Source organism: Bradyrhizobium sp. SZCCHNS30572 (assembly GCF_032484415.1).
Classification (GTDB): domain Bacteria; phylum Pseudomonadota; class Alphaproteobacteria; order Rhizobiales; family Xanthobacteraceae; genus Bradyrhizobium.
In genome coordinates this window covers 308,260-321,920 of record NZ_JAUESY010000010.1, presented here as the reverse complement: position 1 = coordinate 321,920, position 13,661 = coordinate 308,260, and the positions used below count along the sequence as shown (strand labels likewise).

At 59.2% G+C, this 13,661-nt stretch carries 20 protein-coding genes; 9 read left to right on the top strand and 11 right to left on the bottom strand.

Annotation, left to right across the window (positions count from 1 at the left end; genetic code table 11):
* Nucleotides 1-7: 7 nt before the first annotated feature.
* The 5 genes from QX048_RS28610 to QX048_RS28590 form a co-directional block, all read right to left on the bottom strand.
* On the bottom strand, nt 8-349 hold the full coding sequence (locus tag QX048_RS28610; protein WP_316192687.1) for an MAPEG family protein: 342 nt from the start codon (nt 347-349) through the stop codon (nt 8-10).
* A 580-nt stretch (nt 350-929) separates the two neighbouring features.
* Nucleotides 930-2,027 carry a hypothetical protein gene (locus QX048_RS28605; RefSeq protein WP_316200808.1) on the bottom strand — a complete coding sequence of 366 codons (1,098 nt, stop codon included), beginning with the start codon at nt 2,025-2,027 and terminating at the stop codon, nt 930-932.
* 253 nt (nt 2,028-2,280) lie between these two features.
* Nucleotides 2,281-2,592, bottom strand: coding sequence for a hypothetical protein (locus tag QX048_RS28600; RefSeq protein WP_316200807.1), 312 nt, complete (start codon nt 2,590-2,592; stop codon nt 2,281-2,283).
* Nucleotides 2,593-2,991: 399 nt separating this feature from the next.
* Nucleotides 2,992-3,264, bottom strand: a complete 273-nt coding sequence (locus QX048_RS28595) for a GcrA family cell cycle regulator (RefSeq protein WP_316200817.1) — start codon at nt 3,262-3,264, stop codon at nt 2,992-2,994.
* 5 nt (nt 3,265-3,269) lie between these two features.
* Complete coding sequence (locus tag QX048_RS28590; RefSeq protein WP_316200806.1) at nt 3,270-3,416, bottom strand: hypothetical protein; 147 nt, start codon at nt 3,414-3,416, stop codon at nt 3,270-3,272.
* Nucleotides 3,417-3,993: 577 nt separating this feature from the next.
* Between QX048_RS28590 and QX048_RS28585 the strand changes: the two genes are divergently transcribed.
* The 9 genes from QX048_RS28585 to QX048_RS28545 all read left to right on the top strand — a co-directional run bounded on the left by QX048_RS28585 (nt 3,994) and on the right by QX048_RS28545 (nt 7,396).
* Complete coding sequence (locus tag QX048_RS28585) at nt 3,994-4,512, top strand: hypothetical protein (RefSeq protein ID WP_316200805.1); 519 nt, start codon at nt 3,994-3,996, stop codon at nt 4,510-4,512.
* A complete protein-coding gene (locus QX048_RS28580; protein ID WP_316200804.1) occupies nt 4,512-4,919 on the top strand; it encodes a hypothetical protein in 408 nt (135 codons plus the stop codon). Before QX048_RS28585 ends, QX048_RS28580 begins: the two co-directional genes overlap by 1 nt.
* Nucleotides 4,920-4,921: 2 nt before the next feature.
* On the top strand, nt 4,922-5,188 hold the full coding sequence (locus QX048_RS28575) for a hypothetical protein (protein ID WP_316200803.1): 267 nt from the start codon (nt 4,922-4,924) through the stop codon (nt 5,186-5,188).
* A gap of 87 nt (nt 5,189-5,275) precedes the next feature.
* A complete protein-coding gene (locus QX048_RS28570) occupies nt 5,276-5,473 on the top strand; it encodes a hypothetical protein (protein ID WP_316200802.1) in 198 nt (65 codons plus the stop codon).
* Between the two features lie 20 nt (nt 5,474-5,493).
* Nucleotides 5,494-6,150 (top strand): hypothetical protein, encoded by a 657-nt coding sequence (locus tag QX048_RS28565; RefSeq protein WP_316200801.1) that lies wholly within the window; start codon nt 5,494-5,496, stop codon nt 6,148-6,150.
* Nucleotides 6,147-6,362, top strand: a complete 216-nt coding sequence (locus QX048_RS28560; RefSeq protein ID WP_316200800.1) for a hypothetical protein — start codon at nt 6,147-6,149, stop codon at nt 6,360-6,362. Before QX048_RS28565 ends, QX048_RS28560 begins: the two co-directional genes overlap by 4 nt.
* Entirely contained in the window at nt 6,359-6,607 is a 249-nt protein-coding gene (locus tag QX048_RS28555) for a hypothetical protein (protein ID WP_316200799.1), read from the top strand. Before QX048_RS28560 ends, QX048_RS28555 begins: the two co-directional genes overlap by 4 nt.
* Complete coding sequence (locus tag QX048_RS28550) at nt 6,607-7,035, top strand: DUF5681 domain-containing protein (protein ID WP_316200798.1); 429 nt, start codon at nt 6,607-6,609, stop codon at nt 7,033-7,035. The genes QX048_RS28555 and QX048_RS28550 overlap by 1 nt, the downstream gene beginning before the upstream one ends.
* Entirely contained in the window at nt 7,022-7,396 is a 375-nt protein-coding gene (locus tag QX048_RS28545; protein ID WP_316200797.1) for a hypothetical protein, read from the top strand. Before QX048_RS28550 ends, QX048_RS28545 begins: the two co-directional genes overlap by 14 nt.
* A 370-nt stretch (nt 7,397-7,766) precedes the next feature.
* Here the strand turns inward: QX048_RS28545 and QX048_RS28540 are convergent, their stop codons facing one another.
* The 6 genes from QX048_RS28540 to QX048_RS28515 form a co-directional block, all read right to left on the bottom strand.
* Complete coding sequence (locus tag QX048_RS28540; RefSeq protein ID WP_316200796.1) at nt 7,767-8,435, bottom strand: recombinase family protein; 669 nt, start codon at nt 8,433-8,435, stop codon at nt 7,767-7,769.
* 108 nt (nt 8,436-8,543) lie between these two features.
* Entirely contained in the window at nt 8,544-8,843 is a 300-nt protein-coding gene (locus tag QX048_RS28535; RefSeq protein ID WP_316200795.1) for a hypothetical protein, read from the bottom strand.
* A gap of 148 nt (nt 8,844-8,991) precedes the next feature.
* A complete protein-coding gene (locus QX048_RS28530; RefSeq protein ID WP_316200794.1) occupies nt 8,992-9,477 on the bottom strand; it encodes a hypothetical protein in 486 nt (161 codons plus the stop codon).
* A 495-nt stretch (nt 9,478-9,972) separates the two neighbouring features.
* Nucleotides 9,973-10,236 (bottom strand): hypothetical protein, encoded by a 264-nt coding sequence (locus tag QX048_RS28525; RefSeq protein WP_316200793.1) that lies wholly within the window; start codon nt 10,234-10,236, stop codon nt 9,973-9,975.
* 172 nt (nt 10,237-10,408) lie between these two features.
* On the bottom strand, nt 10,409-12,745 hold the full coding sequence (locus QX048_RS28520) for a bifunctional DNA primase/polymerase (RefSeq protein WP_316200792.1): 2,337 nt from the start codon (nt 12,743-12,745) through the stop codon (nt 10,409-10,411).
* On the bottom strand, nt 12,714-13,376 hold the full coding sequence (locus tag QX048_RS28515; protein ID WP_316200791.1) for a hypothetical protein: 663 nt from the start codon (nt 13,374-13,376) through the stop codon (nt 12,714-12,716). Before QX048_RS28515 ends, QX048_RS28520 begins: the two co-directional genes overlap by 32 nt.
* Between the last annotated feature and the right edge of the window lie 285 nt (nt 13,377-13,661).

The following is a 13,661-nucleotide window of genomic DNA, read 5'->3' as shown; positions in this document are numbered from 1 at the left end:
TCCAGTTCTAGATCAGGAGAAGGATCTTGAGGGCGAAATACAGCCACATCGCCAGCAGCACCAGCGCCGAGGCGGTCCAGGCGAGGCCGCGCTGGCGGCTGTCCTTGGCGCCGCTGACGAGGCCGGCATCGACGAAGCGGGTCACCACGAACACCCAGGACAGCAGCACGATGACCAGATCGGCATGCCGCAGCGGCAGCGCAATCGCGATCAGCGCGTAGAACAGGGTCGGCAGGCCGAATTCGTCGGCGACGTCAGCGGTTTGTGCCCGTGTCCTGTTCCAGAACAGCAGCGCGAAGGTGAGCCCGACCTGCACGAAGACGGGCAGCAGCACCATGGTCAGCGACATGGAAATCCCCTGGGAAAGTCGAAGGCCCGGCATGATGCCGGGCCCTCGTGGATGAACCGGTTCCCTCAGGACTCCCGATAAGCGCCCGTGGTTCCCGCTTTTTTCCAGACAGGCTTAAGAATTACATCAGGTGTGCTCAGGCCTTGTCGGGTCCGACCCGCACCAGCTGCTTGCCGAAAGGAGCGTCTTTATCGCCGCATTGAAAACACTGCGGTTTTCTTTCGCCTGTTCTCGTTCCGTGCCGGGGGGTTCGATCCGTTGCTGGTACGAAACTGGTACGGGCACCCGTACCACCGGCAGAGACAGGTTCGACAAAAGCTATTGATTCTGATACAAAATAGTGGTGGACCGGTCGGGGATCGGACCCGAGCCCGCGCAGGTGGAAATCCGGCGAGCGTCTCCAGACCCGGCCCTTCCTCGGAGGCCGTCAGTCACGCGCCAACGTGACCAACAGCCTCTTCGGTACCCGATAGCTTCATGTTGTCATGTACCACCTACCTTTCGACCCGCCTCGAACGGGTGCCACACTTCGTGAGAGCCACCGGAGCCTTTGCGGCTCCGGTTTTCGTTTGAGCGTAGATCAAAATGGACCCTCGCTCTTATTCGGAAATTTCATTTTAGCTTCAGTCTTTTCATTGGCCGACCTGATCCGGCTGTCAGCACTACGAATGGTTTTTGGGATGCCACACGCGTCCGCTATCAGTCGCCACCACCGCCGAAACTCGGGCGCAGTCCAAGGCAAATCGTCCCACTCAGAAACCACGATGGGGCCGCTATTAGGCAATTTACCGCCGTTTTTCGCCTTCACGCGCTCAAGCTCCTCCATCACCATCGGAGCTTTTTTCAGCTCGATCTTACCTTTCCCGCTAGGCTGGTGATCCAAGATCAGGTTCTCGTCGATCTCCTCCCACCGGATACCCCGAACCCACTTCAGTCCGTTCGATATGACATCGGAGATTCCCGGCTCCCCAACCGGTAACCACTCGCCGATGACATCCTTCTGCAGTAAGCCACACTCCGTCTGGAAGGCTTGAGCCAAGGCTATCGAGTCCCGCTCCTTCTCGTGGGCTTTCATCCTAATCAGGTTCGCTTGTTCGCGTGTAAGTTGTTGGGTGCGGGCTTTCGGAACCTCGATGGACATGCTGCTCACGATGCCGAAGAGGCGTGCGCAATGTTCATCAGCGAACGTCGCAAAACCAAAGTTAAAGAGGCCTCGCAGCATCACCATCTTGGCGCGGGCCATAGCGGCCTTGTTGCCCGCCTTCCACTTTTCGTACCATTCTTGCAAAATCGCCGCATTGAGATCGGCGATTGGTTGTGCGCCGTGCTCACGCTCGATTAGACCGATGATGGCCTTATAGCTTGCACGGGAGTTGTGCTTGAGCCCGTGATAAGGAGACCTTGCGTCATCACGGTACAATTCGATGAGGTCACGCAGCGTCAATGTTCGCGGCACGTTGGGATATGGCGTTGACGGCTCACCATCGATCCGAACCGTTATGCCGTACTTTGCGGCTAATTTCGCCGCAACTTCCTGTAGTTGCGCTTTGTCGCGCTCCATCTCCTCTGCTTCAGCAGCAAACCGCTTCATCTGCTCAAGCGCATACCTCCTCCGACGCTCGATTTCATCAAGCGTTTGAGAAATATCCGGCAAAGGCTTTTTGGGCAGATCGGTCAACCGAATCCTCGTGGCGCGACAAATAGTTGCCCCGAGAAACTCGCGCTCCCCCACGGAGGGCGGGTTTCTGCGTTTTTGCACGTGTAGTGTACGCCGATTCTCTAATCGCACAATATGGAAAGTTGCAGAATTCGACAGTTTACGCAAACCGCCCGTATTGGTTCGCTTAAAACCCGGACACGACGCCGTTGATAAACAGCGCTATCGGCAGCTCTTGACCAAGCGCCAACGGCCCCAAAGCCGAGCATGGCCGCTATCTCTCAATCATCGGCAGGTTGAGCCCATATTCCTCAACGGTCGCGGGCGCGACCTGTTCGCGCGTGGTCCTCTCTGTTCTGCCGTGCTGCCGCATGATCTCTGCGACCGGCAACAGCCGCTCGCCTGTCCCAAGCGATTGCACCTCAAGCCCCATGTCCCGCAAAGTTTGGGGCAAGCCTGATCCGGGCAGGCATTCAAACCTGACCGGCCACGCCGACGCCATCGACACGATCCAGCCCCCTCCCCTTCGAATCGATTCCTCAACATCATCCCAAATGCGCTGCTGGTCGCTCGGCTTAATCGGCATGGCTCAAGTCCCTGCAGTGATCTGCGCGGCAAGGAACTGGACCACTTGACCGGATGAGAGAGCTGTTGAGTTCGATCCGTTACCGATCACGACGTCAGCGCTAGTAACGGGCGGACCGACCGTCAGGCCGCTGGCGACAATCATGCCGTTTGAGTCCGCAAGCCGGGCCGTTGTCGCCGTCCCGCTTCCCGAAGCGATTGAGACCGCTGTGCCACTGGAGTTGAACGTCAGCACGCCTTGAGCGGCGCTCCCGCATGGTCGTGCCAGGGTGATCGTTGCGAGGGTGGTCCCGGCGCTCAACAACAAGACCAACGAGCCTGCCCCGCCTCCGCCGTCTATCGTGTTGGCAACAGCCTGAAGTCGGGCCGTGTTCGTGGAGAGGCTATAAGTCGGCGTCATTTATGCGGCCATGGACGACGACAAAGCCAAGCCCGACGCCTTGGCAAAGTCCTTATAGAATCGCCGTGTCTGCCCCTTATCCTCTTGCCTGTAACACAGCGCATCGTGATCGGGGCAGTACGACCGGCTTGAGTATTTGGTCAAACCGCAGAACAGCGTGCCGCCTTTGGAGTCATAGGGATATCGGCACTGCATCGGCCCAAGCTCGATCAAAGGCAGCAACAGCGGCGTCACAGCTGCCTCTCTGAGGCGCGGCAGCGCCATACGCTTCATCGAAGTCAATGGAACGTCGTCTCCGGGTTTGCGGCCTCTTCCCTGGCCTCGATCTCGTCCTTGAAGCGCTGCAAGACCGCCTCGCGAGAGAAGCCGAACAGCTTGCAGAAATCTGTGATCGTCGTTTCGGCCCTATCGGGATCGCCGGTCAAAGCAAGAGATAACCCGACCCAAAGGTGATCTGGGATCGCTGCGGGTTCTGGATACGGCAGAGGCCGCTGAAATCGTTTACCAGTTCGCGCCATAGGTCAGCCTGATTGAATCACGGTCATCGTGGTTGTGGCCGTGCTGCTGCCCGCCGTGACATTCAGCCGAATAGCGCTCACGGGAAAGGCGATGCTGAAGAGGCCGCTGGAGACTTGCGCCGATGCGAGCGACGAGAACCACGTCGCCGCGCTGGAGATGAAGGTCGAAGACCCCGAGAAGTCCTGCGAGACTTCGACGTTGTAGGTCGCCGACGAGCCGGTAACGGCGATCCCGACCGCGAACGGTCGAACCATCCAGTCGGGAAAGAACGTCGGAAATCCCGTCGGAAATCCCCCCGTTGAACTCAACCCTGTAACCGACTGAGACCATCGCCCGCAAGGCATTGGCACCCCACAATTGTTCGTAAGTTGTTCTGAAGCTTAGACTATTTACATCGTACCACTTTTGTTCTACTCTGGAAACAGTGGCCCGTCGAGGGCATTTTCGGGGTTAAGGCGCGAGATCGCGCAATTGAGGGATTGGATGAGCGAGAGATTCAAAATCCTGAAGCGCCCGCCAAGCGTCGGGGAGTTCGACCGGTTTTATCACAAGGGCCGCCACACGCCCGGCGACCCCCGGGCCGACGGGCTGGTCAGCACGAAGCAGGCCGAATACGAGCACGCCGCCCGAGGCCCCCAATTCGTTGAGGATCAACACTGCCCCTCATATCGAAATGACATTCCTACAAGCCGCTGGGTCGCTGGCGCCAATGGCGATGCCACGCGTAAGCCCTATTTCGATCACGCGCCGAAGCGTGGTCACGAGCGGTTTGGTGGCAATGACGGCGTGACCGAGGGCTTGCCGATCAGTCGGCTGCCTGACGAGGACACCTACCCAGACCACACTAACGGACGGCCGGATCGGCTCCGTTATCGCGACCCCACTAAGGGATCGGGTGACTTTTCGCACGGGGGAGTCCCCGGGCGTGAACACTACAGCATGAAACATCACCCGGACGGCAGCGCCACGGCGCGGGCCCATGGTCATAAAGGGGGGCGCTGATGGCCGAGGATTTCTTTATCCGAGCCGCCCGCAAGCGCGCTCTGGAGCTGGATGCGGATATTCGAGAGATCGAGACCGGCATGATGCGAGCAAGGGCCGACGATGACGAATTGCGCGCTGCTGAACTCTTCGATGGCTTGACGGCGGCACGCGATGCGCGTGTCCGGCTTGACCGAGAAGTAGACCACTATGTTCGCCAGAACACGCCGCCGCAGCAGCAGCCGATGACCGATGCCGAGTTCATGGCGATGAGCCCAGAGCGGATGCAGCAGCATCCGGAGGCGTTGAACCGCATCTTCTCGAAGTCGAAGTATTACGACAAGCAGATGTGGTCTGACCCTGACGTGGTGCGACGGGTCTCGGATGGCGTTGCTGAAGTCGAGCGTCGGCGCGCTCGCGGAGAGTGACGATGTTTGACTCCAAACCCTCCGACATGACGGCCACCCTGTCCCAGATGGAGCGATGGTCCCGCGAGCGAACAAACTTTAACCAGCCCGAGGCGATCAAGAAATTCATTGAGTATATCGGCACGGACCGCCGGTTTGATGGTTTCGATGCCCAGAAGCTCGCAGAGCGGGTGCAACACTGTAAGAACTACGGGGCCACCCTCGATCTTGAGGCTCCGGAGTTAAGGCGTGGCGGCCACAAGAGGCCCTTGGATCGCTCAAACTATTAGTCCGCCCAGGCACGGTATGGCGCGCGTTGGCGCGTTGAACCGGGTTAGGCAGTGGGATTGCTGAATGTCCCGAGAGGAACGTAAGACATGGCGAAGGTTACGAGCCAGCTTTCTGTAGGTTTGACCGATGAGCTTGTCGCCGCCGTTGAACTGGCGAGCGAGATGGAGGGCATTCGGCCGAGCCAGATGGGCCGCCTGGCCCTCGTCGAGCGCCTGGTGAGCAGAGGATATATGGAGTCCCCCGCCCAGCGTATTCAGAGACGCATGGCTGAAGGGGCCAAGTAGTGCGCAGGCGGAAACCCTATGTGCCGAAGTTCAAGGATGGTGGCGCGGTGCCCGCTGACGTGCCTGAGGCTTCGGTTCAAGACAACACGTCATCCCCACTTAAGGCTCAGATCGAGGCTTCTATCCGTGCGGCCGAGCAACCGCCGCAGCCCCCCGACCCGCTAGACAGCATCCCCCTGCCCCCATTGGCAAAGGACTGGCTCCGTAAGAACCCGGAGTATTTGTATGATGGTCCGAAGAACGAGCGCTTGCAGCGTCTTCACTTTGATCTCGTGAACGAAGGCCATGAAGCGTATGGCCCGGAGTATTTTGCCGAAGTAGATCGCAGGCTGGCCGCCCCGGCTGACGATGAAACCGCAGATCGAGCCCTGGCCACAGCAAAGCGTCATGAGGCAGCCACGGCGGCTAGGCAGCGAGCTGATGACGATGATGCGCAAGTATTCGTCTCTCCTAACGGCAATCGCTTGCGCGTGTCTGCGCCGCCCTCGCGGGAGGGAACGATTGCCGCAAGCTACATGGGAGGGCGCGAATACGACCTCAGCCAAGGCCGCATCACTCTGACTGGTGCGCAGAAGGAAGCAGCGCGCATTTCGGGCATCTCGGAGCGAGAGTATGCCGCCCAGCTGTTGGAACTTAGAGCCCGCAAACAGGCTGGAGACTACGGGGGCAGCCCATGAGTTTGACCGTTCGGGGCCTGAGCCGCGTGGCGGCTGTCGGCTGCGCGCAACAGCGCGTACTGGCGGCCTTTACAGCATTTTTGGTCGCCCCCTCGAAAGAGCGGCGGCGGGCGCTTGATTATGCCCTGTGTCAGCATGACGACTTATTAGACTCGATGCTCTGCGATTGGACGGGCTATGGCCCGACTCTCTACGAAGGTGAGCAGGCATGAACTATTACGCGCAGCCTGCCGGGCTGGTCGGTCAGGATGATTTGGCCAAGCGCCGCAAGATCGATGATGCCCTTAAACAGATCGGCCATCAGCAAGCGTGCGTCATGATCAATCTGCAACAGTGGCTTCGGTCGAGGGACCAAGCAGCCATGGAGCGCCTTCTGGAGGCGCGGGCTGCCGAAAACGCGCTGTTTCGCGACTTGTTCGGAATCAGTTCTGACCGCCTAGCGCTGACCAAGGCGTGATGATGATGACGAACAAAATCCAAACAGATCCCTCTGATGATACAGGCAGCAAGCAGGTATCAACCCGCTTCAAGCCCGGCCAATCGGGCAATCCTGCTGGACGCCCCAAGGGGGCGAGATCGCGTTTAGGCGAGCAGTTCATTCAGGCCATGGCGGATGACTTCGATGAAAACGGCGCCGTCGTCATTCGGCAAGTCCGGACAAGAGACCCGACAGCTTATCTCAAGATCATGACCAGCATTCTGCCCCGCGAAGTTCTCGTTCGGGCATTCAACTTGAATGCGACGGTCGATATTGGTGCGATCGAACAGGCGCAGGGCTATTTGGAGGCCTATCGCTACGCCCGCGACCGGATTGGAGCGCCCATCAGCCATATTGAGGAGGGAACGCTCGTAACGGAGGCTTGGCGGCATCATGACGACGACTAGCCATCCTGAGCCGAGCATCTTCGATGGCTGCGAGTCTTTGGACGAGATCATCGCTTTGTTCCTCAGCCTCATACAAGAGCCTGATGAGTTGCGGCAACTGCTGACCGAGGTCGACCTTGACCGTGAAAGCCTTGAAACGATCGCCGAAAGGCTGTCGGCGGCCGGTCTGCCGGGCGCAAGCATCGTCCTCGAATTCACCGCGACAGCTGCCACCAAGGCCGAACGGGAGATCGATGAAATCCTGGCTGATCCCCTCCGCGCCAACAAGAAATCCCGACTCCGCGAGTACTACAATCGCCATAGCGGCAACCCCGACGTCATCGACGCCCTAGCATCCCGAGGCATCACCGTCTTACAGTGAACGGACGGCATGGAATGGGTCGAATGGGGTGAAATAGACCGGGTACCCCGACGTCCCCGCCTCCCCTTTTTGATTTCAAGTTCCACCCCCGTATAATGCCCGGTATGGTGCGGATGTACCACTTACCGGAATAGCCCGCCAGCGGTGACCCCAAGTCCTACGGCGGGCTATTTCTTGCCCCCGGAGACGAGCACCTCGGGGGGTCCAAAAGTTGCCCGGCTGAGATGCCTGATGAGACGTGATAAAAGCGGCGTAAGCCACTGATCTGAAACAAATTTTACGCTCATCATTCTGATCTTACGGGCGGAAGAAACCGCGCGATTGATCGCGCAACTTCGAGGGCTAGAAACTGAGCGCTTTGTCACCTCGCTTAGAGGCGCCTTAGGAGGTTTGCGACCGACGACGCGTGCCAGCGGCCGCCCCTTGGCGTCACCATCTCCCGGCTGTTCAGTTCAGCAGCAATGGCGCTGAGGGTGGTGGCGCCGCTGTTACGGATATCCTGAACGACATTGGCGAGGTCGCGGGCGCGTTGATCGGCATCGGCCGTCACCCTGGCTAAAGCCGCCTTATTGCCCTTCCCTGCCCGTCTGAGAGCCGCCGCGCCGTTTGGGTTGCCAAGCCTCATACCTCGCGCCCTGGCCGCCTTAAGGGCCTCTTTGGTGCGGATCGAGATCGCCTGTGCTTCATGCTGATTGACGATGGCTAGAACGCCTATGGTCAGATCATTGGCCTCCGGCATGTCACAACAGACGAACCTCACGCCGCTGTCTCTTAAGGCCAGCGTGAACGATGCGGAGCGGCTTAAGCGGTCCAGCTTGGCAATGACCAGGGTCGCTCCTGTTACCTTGGCATGGTGAAGCGCGGCGGCGAGTTGCGGCCGCTCGTTGGTCTGACCAGACTCGATTTCAGTGTATTGGCCGATGGTCTTGGCAGATCGCGCCTTGGCGAACGCGCGGATGGCCGCCTCTTGCGCTTCAAGGCCCAGCCCGCTCTGCCCCTGCTTTTGGGTCGAAACGCGTATATATGCGATGATTTTCATAGGTCGCCTCCATACAGGACTGGCTGACGGACGTTGCGCCGATTTGTAATCGACAGGTTTGAGAAAGGGGCGCCGCGAAGCGCCCCAGCCTGTTAGTTCGCTGCCGCCTTACTGCAAGAGCCCCTTTCGCACCTCCTCGACGATACCGAGCGCTCGCCCCATGGAGCCGTACATCTGGGGCAGCTGCGACAGCGCCAAGTCTCGCGCCTCGATCTCAAGCCGATAGGCATTGAAAACCGCACAATTCGCGATCAAGAACGCCTCATGTTGAAGGCGCAATCCTTCGTCGCCAGCGGCGACAGCGCTTTTCAGGCTGAGAGCTTGTTCGGCCATTTGTTCGATCAACTGCCTTAGGCAGTCATCGATCACCCGTAACTGGTCCGGCCAAGAGGCGAGATCGGTTGCCATGTCCGTGGGCATCGTCAGCGAGGTCAATTCCTGGACCAACGCAGACCGTCGTTCTTCGGATAGGAAATACATATCGTTCTTCCCTTATCGGAGGAGAACGGGAGGCGCTACGGCCTCCCGCACTGATGGGCTTATTGTTCGGAATTGATCAGGCCGACGGCTGCTGCACTGCTTCGCCAGACTTGCCCTTACGGGTGGCCTTACCAGGCGCTACGGGCGCCGCTGGTGCGACAGGCGAGACCGAGGGCAGCTTGCTGGCGGAAGGGCCGGAGGTCGCCTTGGCGGCCTTCTGTGCCAGCAAGGCTTCCGCTTCCGCCTTGGCGATCGGCTCAGTCTGGGAGACGTGGAAGAGGCGGAGGTTCTTTGCTTTGATCGCCTTCTCGCCTGCCTTCACCTTCCTGCCCTGCTGCAACCACTTGGAGTAGGTCAGGACGTTCACATGAGGCTGAACATCGGCATAGCCAGCACGCTTGAAGGCCTTGATGGCTGCTTGAGCTGTCTCGTCGGCCTTTGAGGCCTTAGCTGGCTTCGCAGGTTCGGCTGCGGTCTTGGCCGCCAGTGCGGCGGCGACCGCTTGCTGCACGATGGCTTGAAAGGCGGGATCGTTGAGATCGAACGTGACGGGCTTGCTCATGGTGCGATCCTTTCGCAGGTTGAGCCGACCTCGACGGCGATCCGGCCGCCGATCGGCTCGTCCCACTCAGGCGACGCGCGAGATCGCACGCCCATGGCTCCCGAGCGTCCGCGAGGCCGTGATCCTACGGATCACGAACCGTTGACTTGTGCCGGGCTTCCTGCGGTGCGCGCCCGCGATATGGCAGGCCCCTGCCCCGGGGGGGCGGGCTGTTAGTTGTTTGTTCGGTTCAAACCGATCGGCGCTCGATCGCGTGGTCAGTGCGGGAGAGCAGGCAGGCGGGCGGACGGGTGTTCGCCTACGGGCTTTCAATCGCGCGAGTGCGCCAGACTGGGTCCGGGGTTACGCCCGCCCCCGCTATGCGGGGGGGCCGGGGGTGGCTTGGACAAATTTCCTTGTGCAGACACCCCTATGCCTCCCAAATCCAATCAGGCCCAAAAATTTGCAAACAAAAATTTCGGGGATCGATGTTCGGAAATTGTTCTGATCAGGCCCTTACGCCAACCAACCTCCGATGCCGTTCCACGAGTGGTCACAGAACCCGGACAGCCGCTCGTAGTATTCGAAGTGCGGCTCTGTGGCGCGCTGGAGGGCCGCCTGCATCAGTTCCATGCCGCCTATGGCGTTAAGCTCCTGACCGATCCGTTTCATGTCAGCTGCGTGCTGATCAGTTGGCCGCTGGCCGTCAGCATAGGTGAAAGCCATGGCTTGCAGGAGGCTTGCGAGTTCCGCCTCAACCTGCGTTGCTGTTTTGGTCACGTCGGGTCTCCCTCAAGGTGCGCGATTGGCGGATTTGCGCCATTGCTGCGCCATTGGGAAATAATCAATAGGCGCCATTGCGCCATTGATATTTACCTATGGTGCTTTCATTCAATGGCGCAAAATTCTGCGCCATTGCTGCGCCATTGAAAAACGGCCAATGGCGCAAACATCAGGGTCTCTTGGAGTTGTTCACCCAGAGCCCCTTTACTGGCTTTCTGGTGTCCGGGTTATCGTATTCGTCGACGAACAGCAGGCCCGAAGCGAGCCAGGAGCTGATCATTTTACGTGCGGCGGCTTCAGCCTTCTCTGGCACGTGTTTGACAACGACGCGCCACGCCGCCCGGTCTTTGGCGGCAACAGCGCTGCTGTATCGATTGCCATTGGGTAATCCCTTTTCGATATCGTTCAGGATTTCGTTGATCGTGGGAATCGAGACATCGGCGAATATCGGTGGCGGTGTCCACCTCTCAACAGTCTGGACCTCGTCCCCGTTCGGGTATCTCTCGGTGCCGTTGCCTATCCTAATCCCGACCAGACGGAACCATGTGGCGCTTTCGGTTGGGGGCGCGATATTGACCTTGCCGCTGTCCATTCGGACCAGATAACGGCGCTCGGCGTCTGACAGACCGAACTCCTTCGCCTCGTCAGAATTCATCGGCGTCAGGGTGTACACGAGCCGGAAGGCGTCTTTAGTGGCAGAAGCGCCCCGCCCCCTCTTGGCGTTGCCCGGATCGGATGGCCCCTTGGCCATATGATGCGGAACATCTACGGCAATGTCGTGCTTGATCGCCAGCTCGGTCAAGATTTGGGCCACTCGGTCCATGGCGTTGTTGTCGTTTTCGCCGACACTGTGCAACTTGATCAGGGGGTCGAGTGACACGATATCGATTTGTCGTTTAACGATTACCTCGGTGATCCGCTCGGCAAGTCCTCCCATGACGAGCCGACCTTTTGAGTCGATTTCGAGCAGCTTCCCGGAGTCAAGGCCGGGGGCCGCCAGATACAGCCAGCCCTCCACGTCCTTCAATTCAATGCCATGATGGAGACGAGCCGCGAGCAGCCGCCGCTTAAGCTCGGTCGCGCCATCCTCCAACGACACGATCAGCACCCGGCTCCGCTGGAAAACGTGCTCTCCCGTCAGAGGTCGCCCCGTGGCCAATGACAGCAACTGCACATATCGGAGTGACGATTTGCCTACCGCGCCATCGGCGAGAAGCGAACTGGCGAACTGGCGGCAGAAGATATTCCCCAAGAGCCATCCACGAGGGGGCGGCACGGAATCGTCGAGACCGGCATCCCATTCCCCGAGCGGTGGCGCTGGCTCGATTTCGCTTGCCGGTTCGGTGATGCCGCATTCGGCAGCTTGCCGATAATTGGTCTGCCAGTCCTTCCATTCCCAGGGATGGAGCCTCCCATTACTCAGCCCGCTCCGAATGGTGTTCTTGACGCCCATTGGCCCGCCGCTTGTCCGATCCTGCATCAGCCCGTTGGACTCGCAGGCCCGATTAAGCGCTCGGACAACCGCTCCCTCCCGAAGCGAGCCGTCCGCCACAAGCTTGCCGAGCAGAAATGCCGTTCTATTCAGTTCAATGTTCCGGCCACTATTCGGCCCCATTTGAGACAAACGCGTGCATGCGTTGTGCATAACAGCTTCAGCGTATCTTTGCCGTGAACCAGACTGGCCGTCATCATGATGAGGTAGCGCCCAAGATTCGTCTGAAGGTGCCTGCCTGCTCTCGTCGGAGTCGAGAATAAGGTCGTAAAGCCAGTCCGGGGCGTCTGCGATCTCGGAGGCGTCATAGACCTCATAGCGTGCACCTCCCGCATTCTGAGACGGCGGCGCGATGATATATCCTCCATTGCCGCGAACGTTGATGCCCAGTCCCCGCAGCTTGCCTTCACGGGTTGTGACCGGCTTGTCGCTGCGCCATTTGAACAGCAGATGTAGGCCTCCAGTCGGGGTTCGATGGACCCGCGTTGCAGGCGCGTAGCCATGCTCTTGTTGAAGTCTATCCCAATTCAGAACCCCATCAGCGCCTAAAGGAGTCTTAGGGATGTCCGGATCAATGGCCCATATCCCGGATGCCTCCCCCATCCGAAGCCCGATCATGGCGTTTGGAAATTGACTCCACCAAGCCCGTATCTGGTTCTCGTCCGTGCTCGCCTTGTAAAAGCCGCCCGTCTTATCGATCTTGTGGCCATCAGCATCTCGGTCACTGCCGACAAGTGGTTCCTTGTTCAGGGTGCTGCATGGAAAGACAGGAATTCCACGCCTCGCATAAGACAGCGCCTCGTGTAGCAATGATGGGACTTCGGTAACATGAACGCGCGCTGAAACCGAGCCTGAATTCGTTTCTTCAATTGACATGACTTCTCCTGCGGCGCGGATTGTCCGCGTCCCCAATTCGGCTTGAATATTTGGGCGAAGGGCGGCGACGACCAATGCGTCACCGCTCTTTTCGTCTTGGTTCAGATCAGAACGGAATGTCTTCGTCGTCAAATTCATCAGTTTGCTTCGGGGCCGGCTCATTCTTTGACGGCGCCGCGCTGATTGGACGAACACGAACGCCGGGACCATAAGTCGTCTGTTCAGTGTAGAGTTCAACAGCCGCGCCGGTCCACTTGGACGTATCTTTTCCGAGCACCGCCGCCAATGCTGAAGCGTTGGTTTGATTGAGTGGCAGCGCTTTGTCACAGCCGTCGAAGTGAACTGCGAGTTTCCGCTTGGTCATGCCATCGCGCTGTTTCAGCGTGACTTGCTCAACCAGTCCGATTTTGCGCCGGATCACTTGTCCGCTCAGGTCCGCAGCACCGAGATACTTGGAGCCATACAGGGCGTCGAAGTCGTTCGTCGTCATCGGTTCGTTTCCATTTTGAGCGCGGGTGTGGGACACCGCGACAGCTGCGCTCGACGCCGCTGCGGTGTGTTCCTTGATATCCTTAAGGTTGAAGCTCGGACGCTGGCCGAGTCGTTTGACCACGGTGTCCTGCATCTCAAGAAGGGTCACGGCATCCTGGCCGGACAACCAATGCCGCCAGCGGCGGCAGGCTTTGCAGCGCAAGGCCGCAAGGTGCTGCGCTTTGCCTTCGTCAAGAATTGAAGTGAACCCGCCGCAGTCGCGACAGGGCGTCTGCATCTCGATCTCCGCACCCAACAGGGGCGCAACGTCTAATCTATTAGTTATTAGTTGCATGCTCGGCTCCGGGCGCTGGCGTCAACGCGTCTGTGGCCGGTATGCCGGGCCGTGGATCGCGGCTCAACGCAAATCGCATGCATCTGCCGCTCAAAACGCGGGCAGCCGTATTCTTACTGATTAGTTGCCGCCACCCTTCTGCCACAGTCGAACAATTTCCGAACAAGACAGCAGCGCAAGGGGACTCCCGTCATGCCGATCACGAACATCATACGAACATGGGAACAG

Bases quoted from the DNA above. Each gene is read 5' to 3' on its own strand.
- QX048_RS28550 (WP_316200798.1), top strand. From the start codon at position 6,607: ATGATGATGACGAACAAAATCCAAACAGATCCCTCTGATGATACAGGC.
- QX048_RS28595 (WP_316200817.1), bottom strand. From the start codon at position 3,264: ATGAAGCGTATGGCGCTGCCGCGCCTCAGAGAGGCAGCTGTGACGCCG.
- QX048_RS28530 (WP_316200794.1), bottom strand. From the start codon at position 9,477: ATGAGCAAGCCCGTCACGTTCGATCTCAACGATCCCGCCTTTCAAGCC.
- QX048_RS28515 (WP_316200791.1), bottom strand. From the start codon at position 13,376: ATGCAGACGCCCTGTCGCGACTGCGGCGGGTTCACTTCAATTCTTGAC.
- QX048_RS28540 (WP_316200796.1), bottom strand. From the start codon at position 8,435: ATGAAAATCATCGCATATATACGCGTTTCGACCCAAAAGCAGGGGCAG.
- QX048_RS28555 (WP_316200799.1), top strand. From the start codon at position 6,359: ATGAACTATTACGCGCAGCCTGCCGGGCTGGTCGGTCAGGATGATTTG.
- QX048_RS28585 (WP_316200805.1), top strand. From the start codon at position 3,994: ATGAGCGAGAGATTCAAAATCCTGAAGCGCCCGCCAAGCGTCGGGGAG.
- QX048_RS28545 (WP_316200797.1), top strand. From the start codon at position 7,022: ATGACGACGACTAGCCATCCTGAGCCGAGCATCTTCGATGGCTGCGAG.
- QX048_RS28570 (WP_316200802.1), top strand. From the start codon at position 5,276: ATGGCGAAGGTTACGAGCCAGCTTTCTGTAGGTTTGACCGATGAGCTT.
- QX048_RS28560 (WP_316200800.1), top strand. From the start codon at position 6,147: ATGAGTTTGACCGTTCGGGGCCTGAGCCGCGTGGCGGCTGTCGGCTGC.
- QX048_RS28575 (WP_316200803.1), top strand. From the start codon at position 4,922: ATGTTTGACTCCAAACCCTCCGACATGACGGCCACCCTGTCCCAGATG.
- QX048_RS28535 (WP_316200795.1), bottom strand. From the start codon at position 8,843: ATGGCAACCGATCTCGCCTCTTGGCCGGACCAGTTACGGGTGATCGAT.
- QX048_RS28520 (WP_316200792.1), bottom strand. From the start codon at position 12,745: ATGAATTTGACGACGAAGACATTCCGTTCTGATCTGAACCAAGACGAA.
- QX048_RS28580 (WP_316200804.1), top strand. From the start codon at position 4,512: ATGGCCGAGGATTTCTTTATCCGAGCCGCCCGCAAGCGCGCTCTGGAG.
- QX048_RS28600 (WP_316200807.1), bottom strand. From the start codon at position 2,592: ATGCCGATTAAGCCGAGCGACCAGCAGCGCATTTGGGATGATGTTGAG.
- QX048_RS28610 (WP_316192687.1), bottom strand. From the start codon at position 349: ATGTCGCTGACCATGGTGCTGCTGCCCGTCTTCGTGCAGGTCGGGCTC.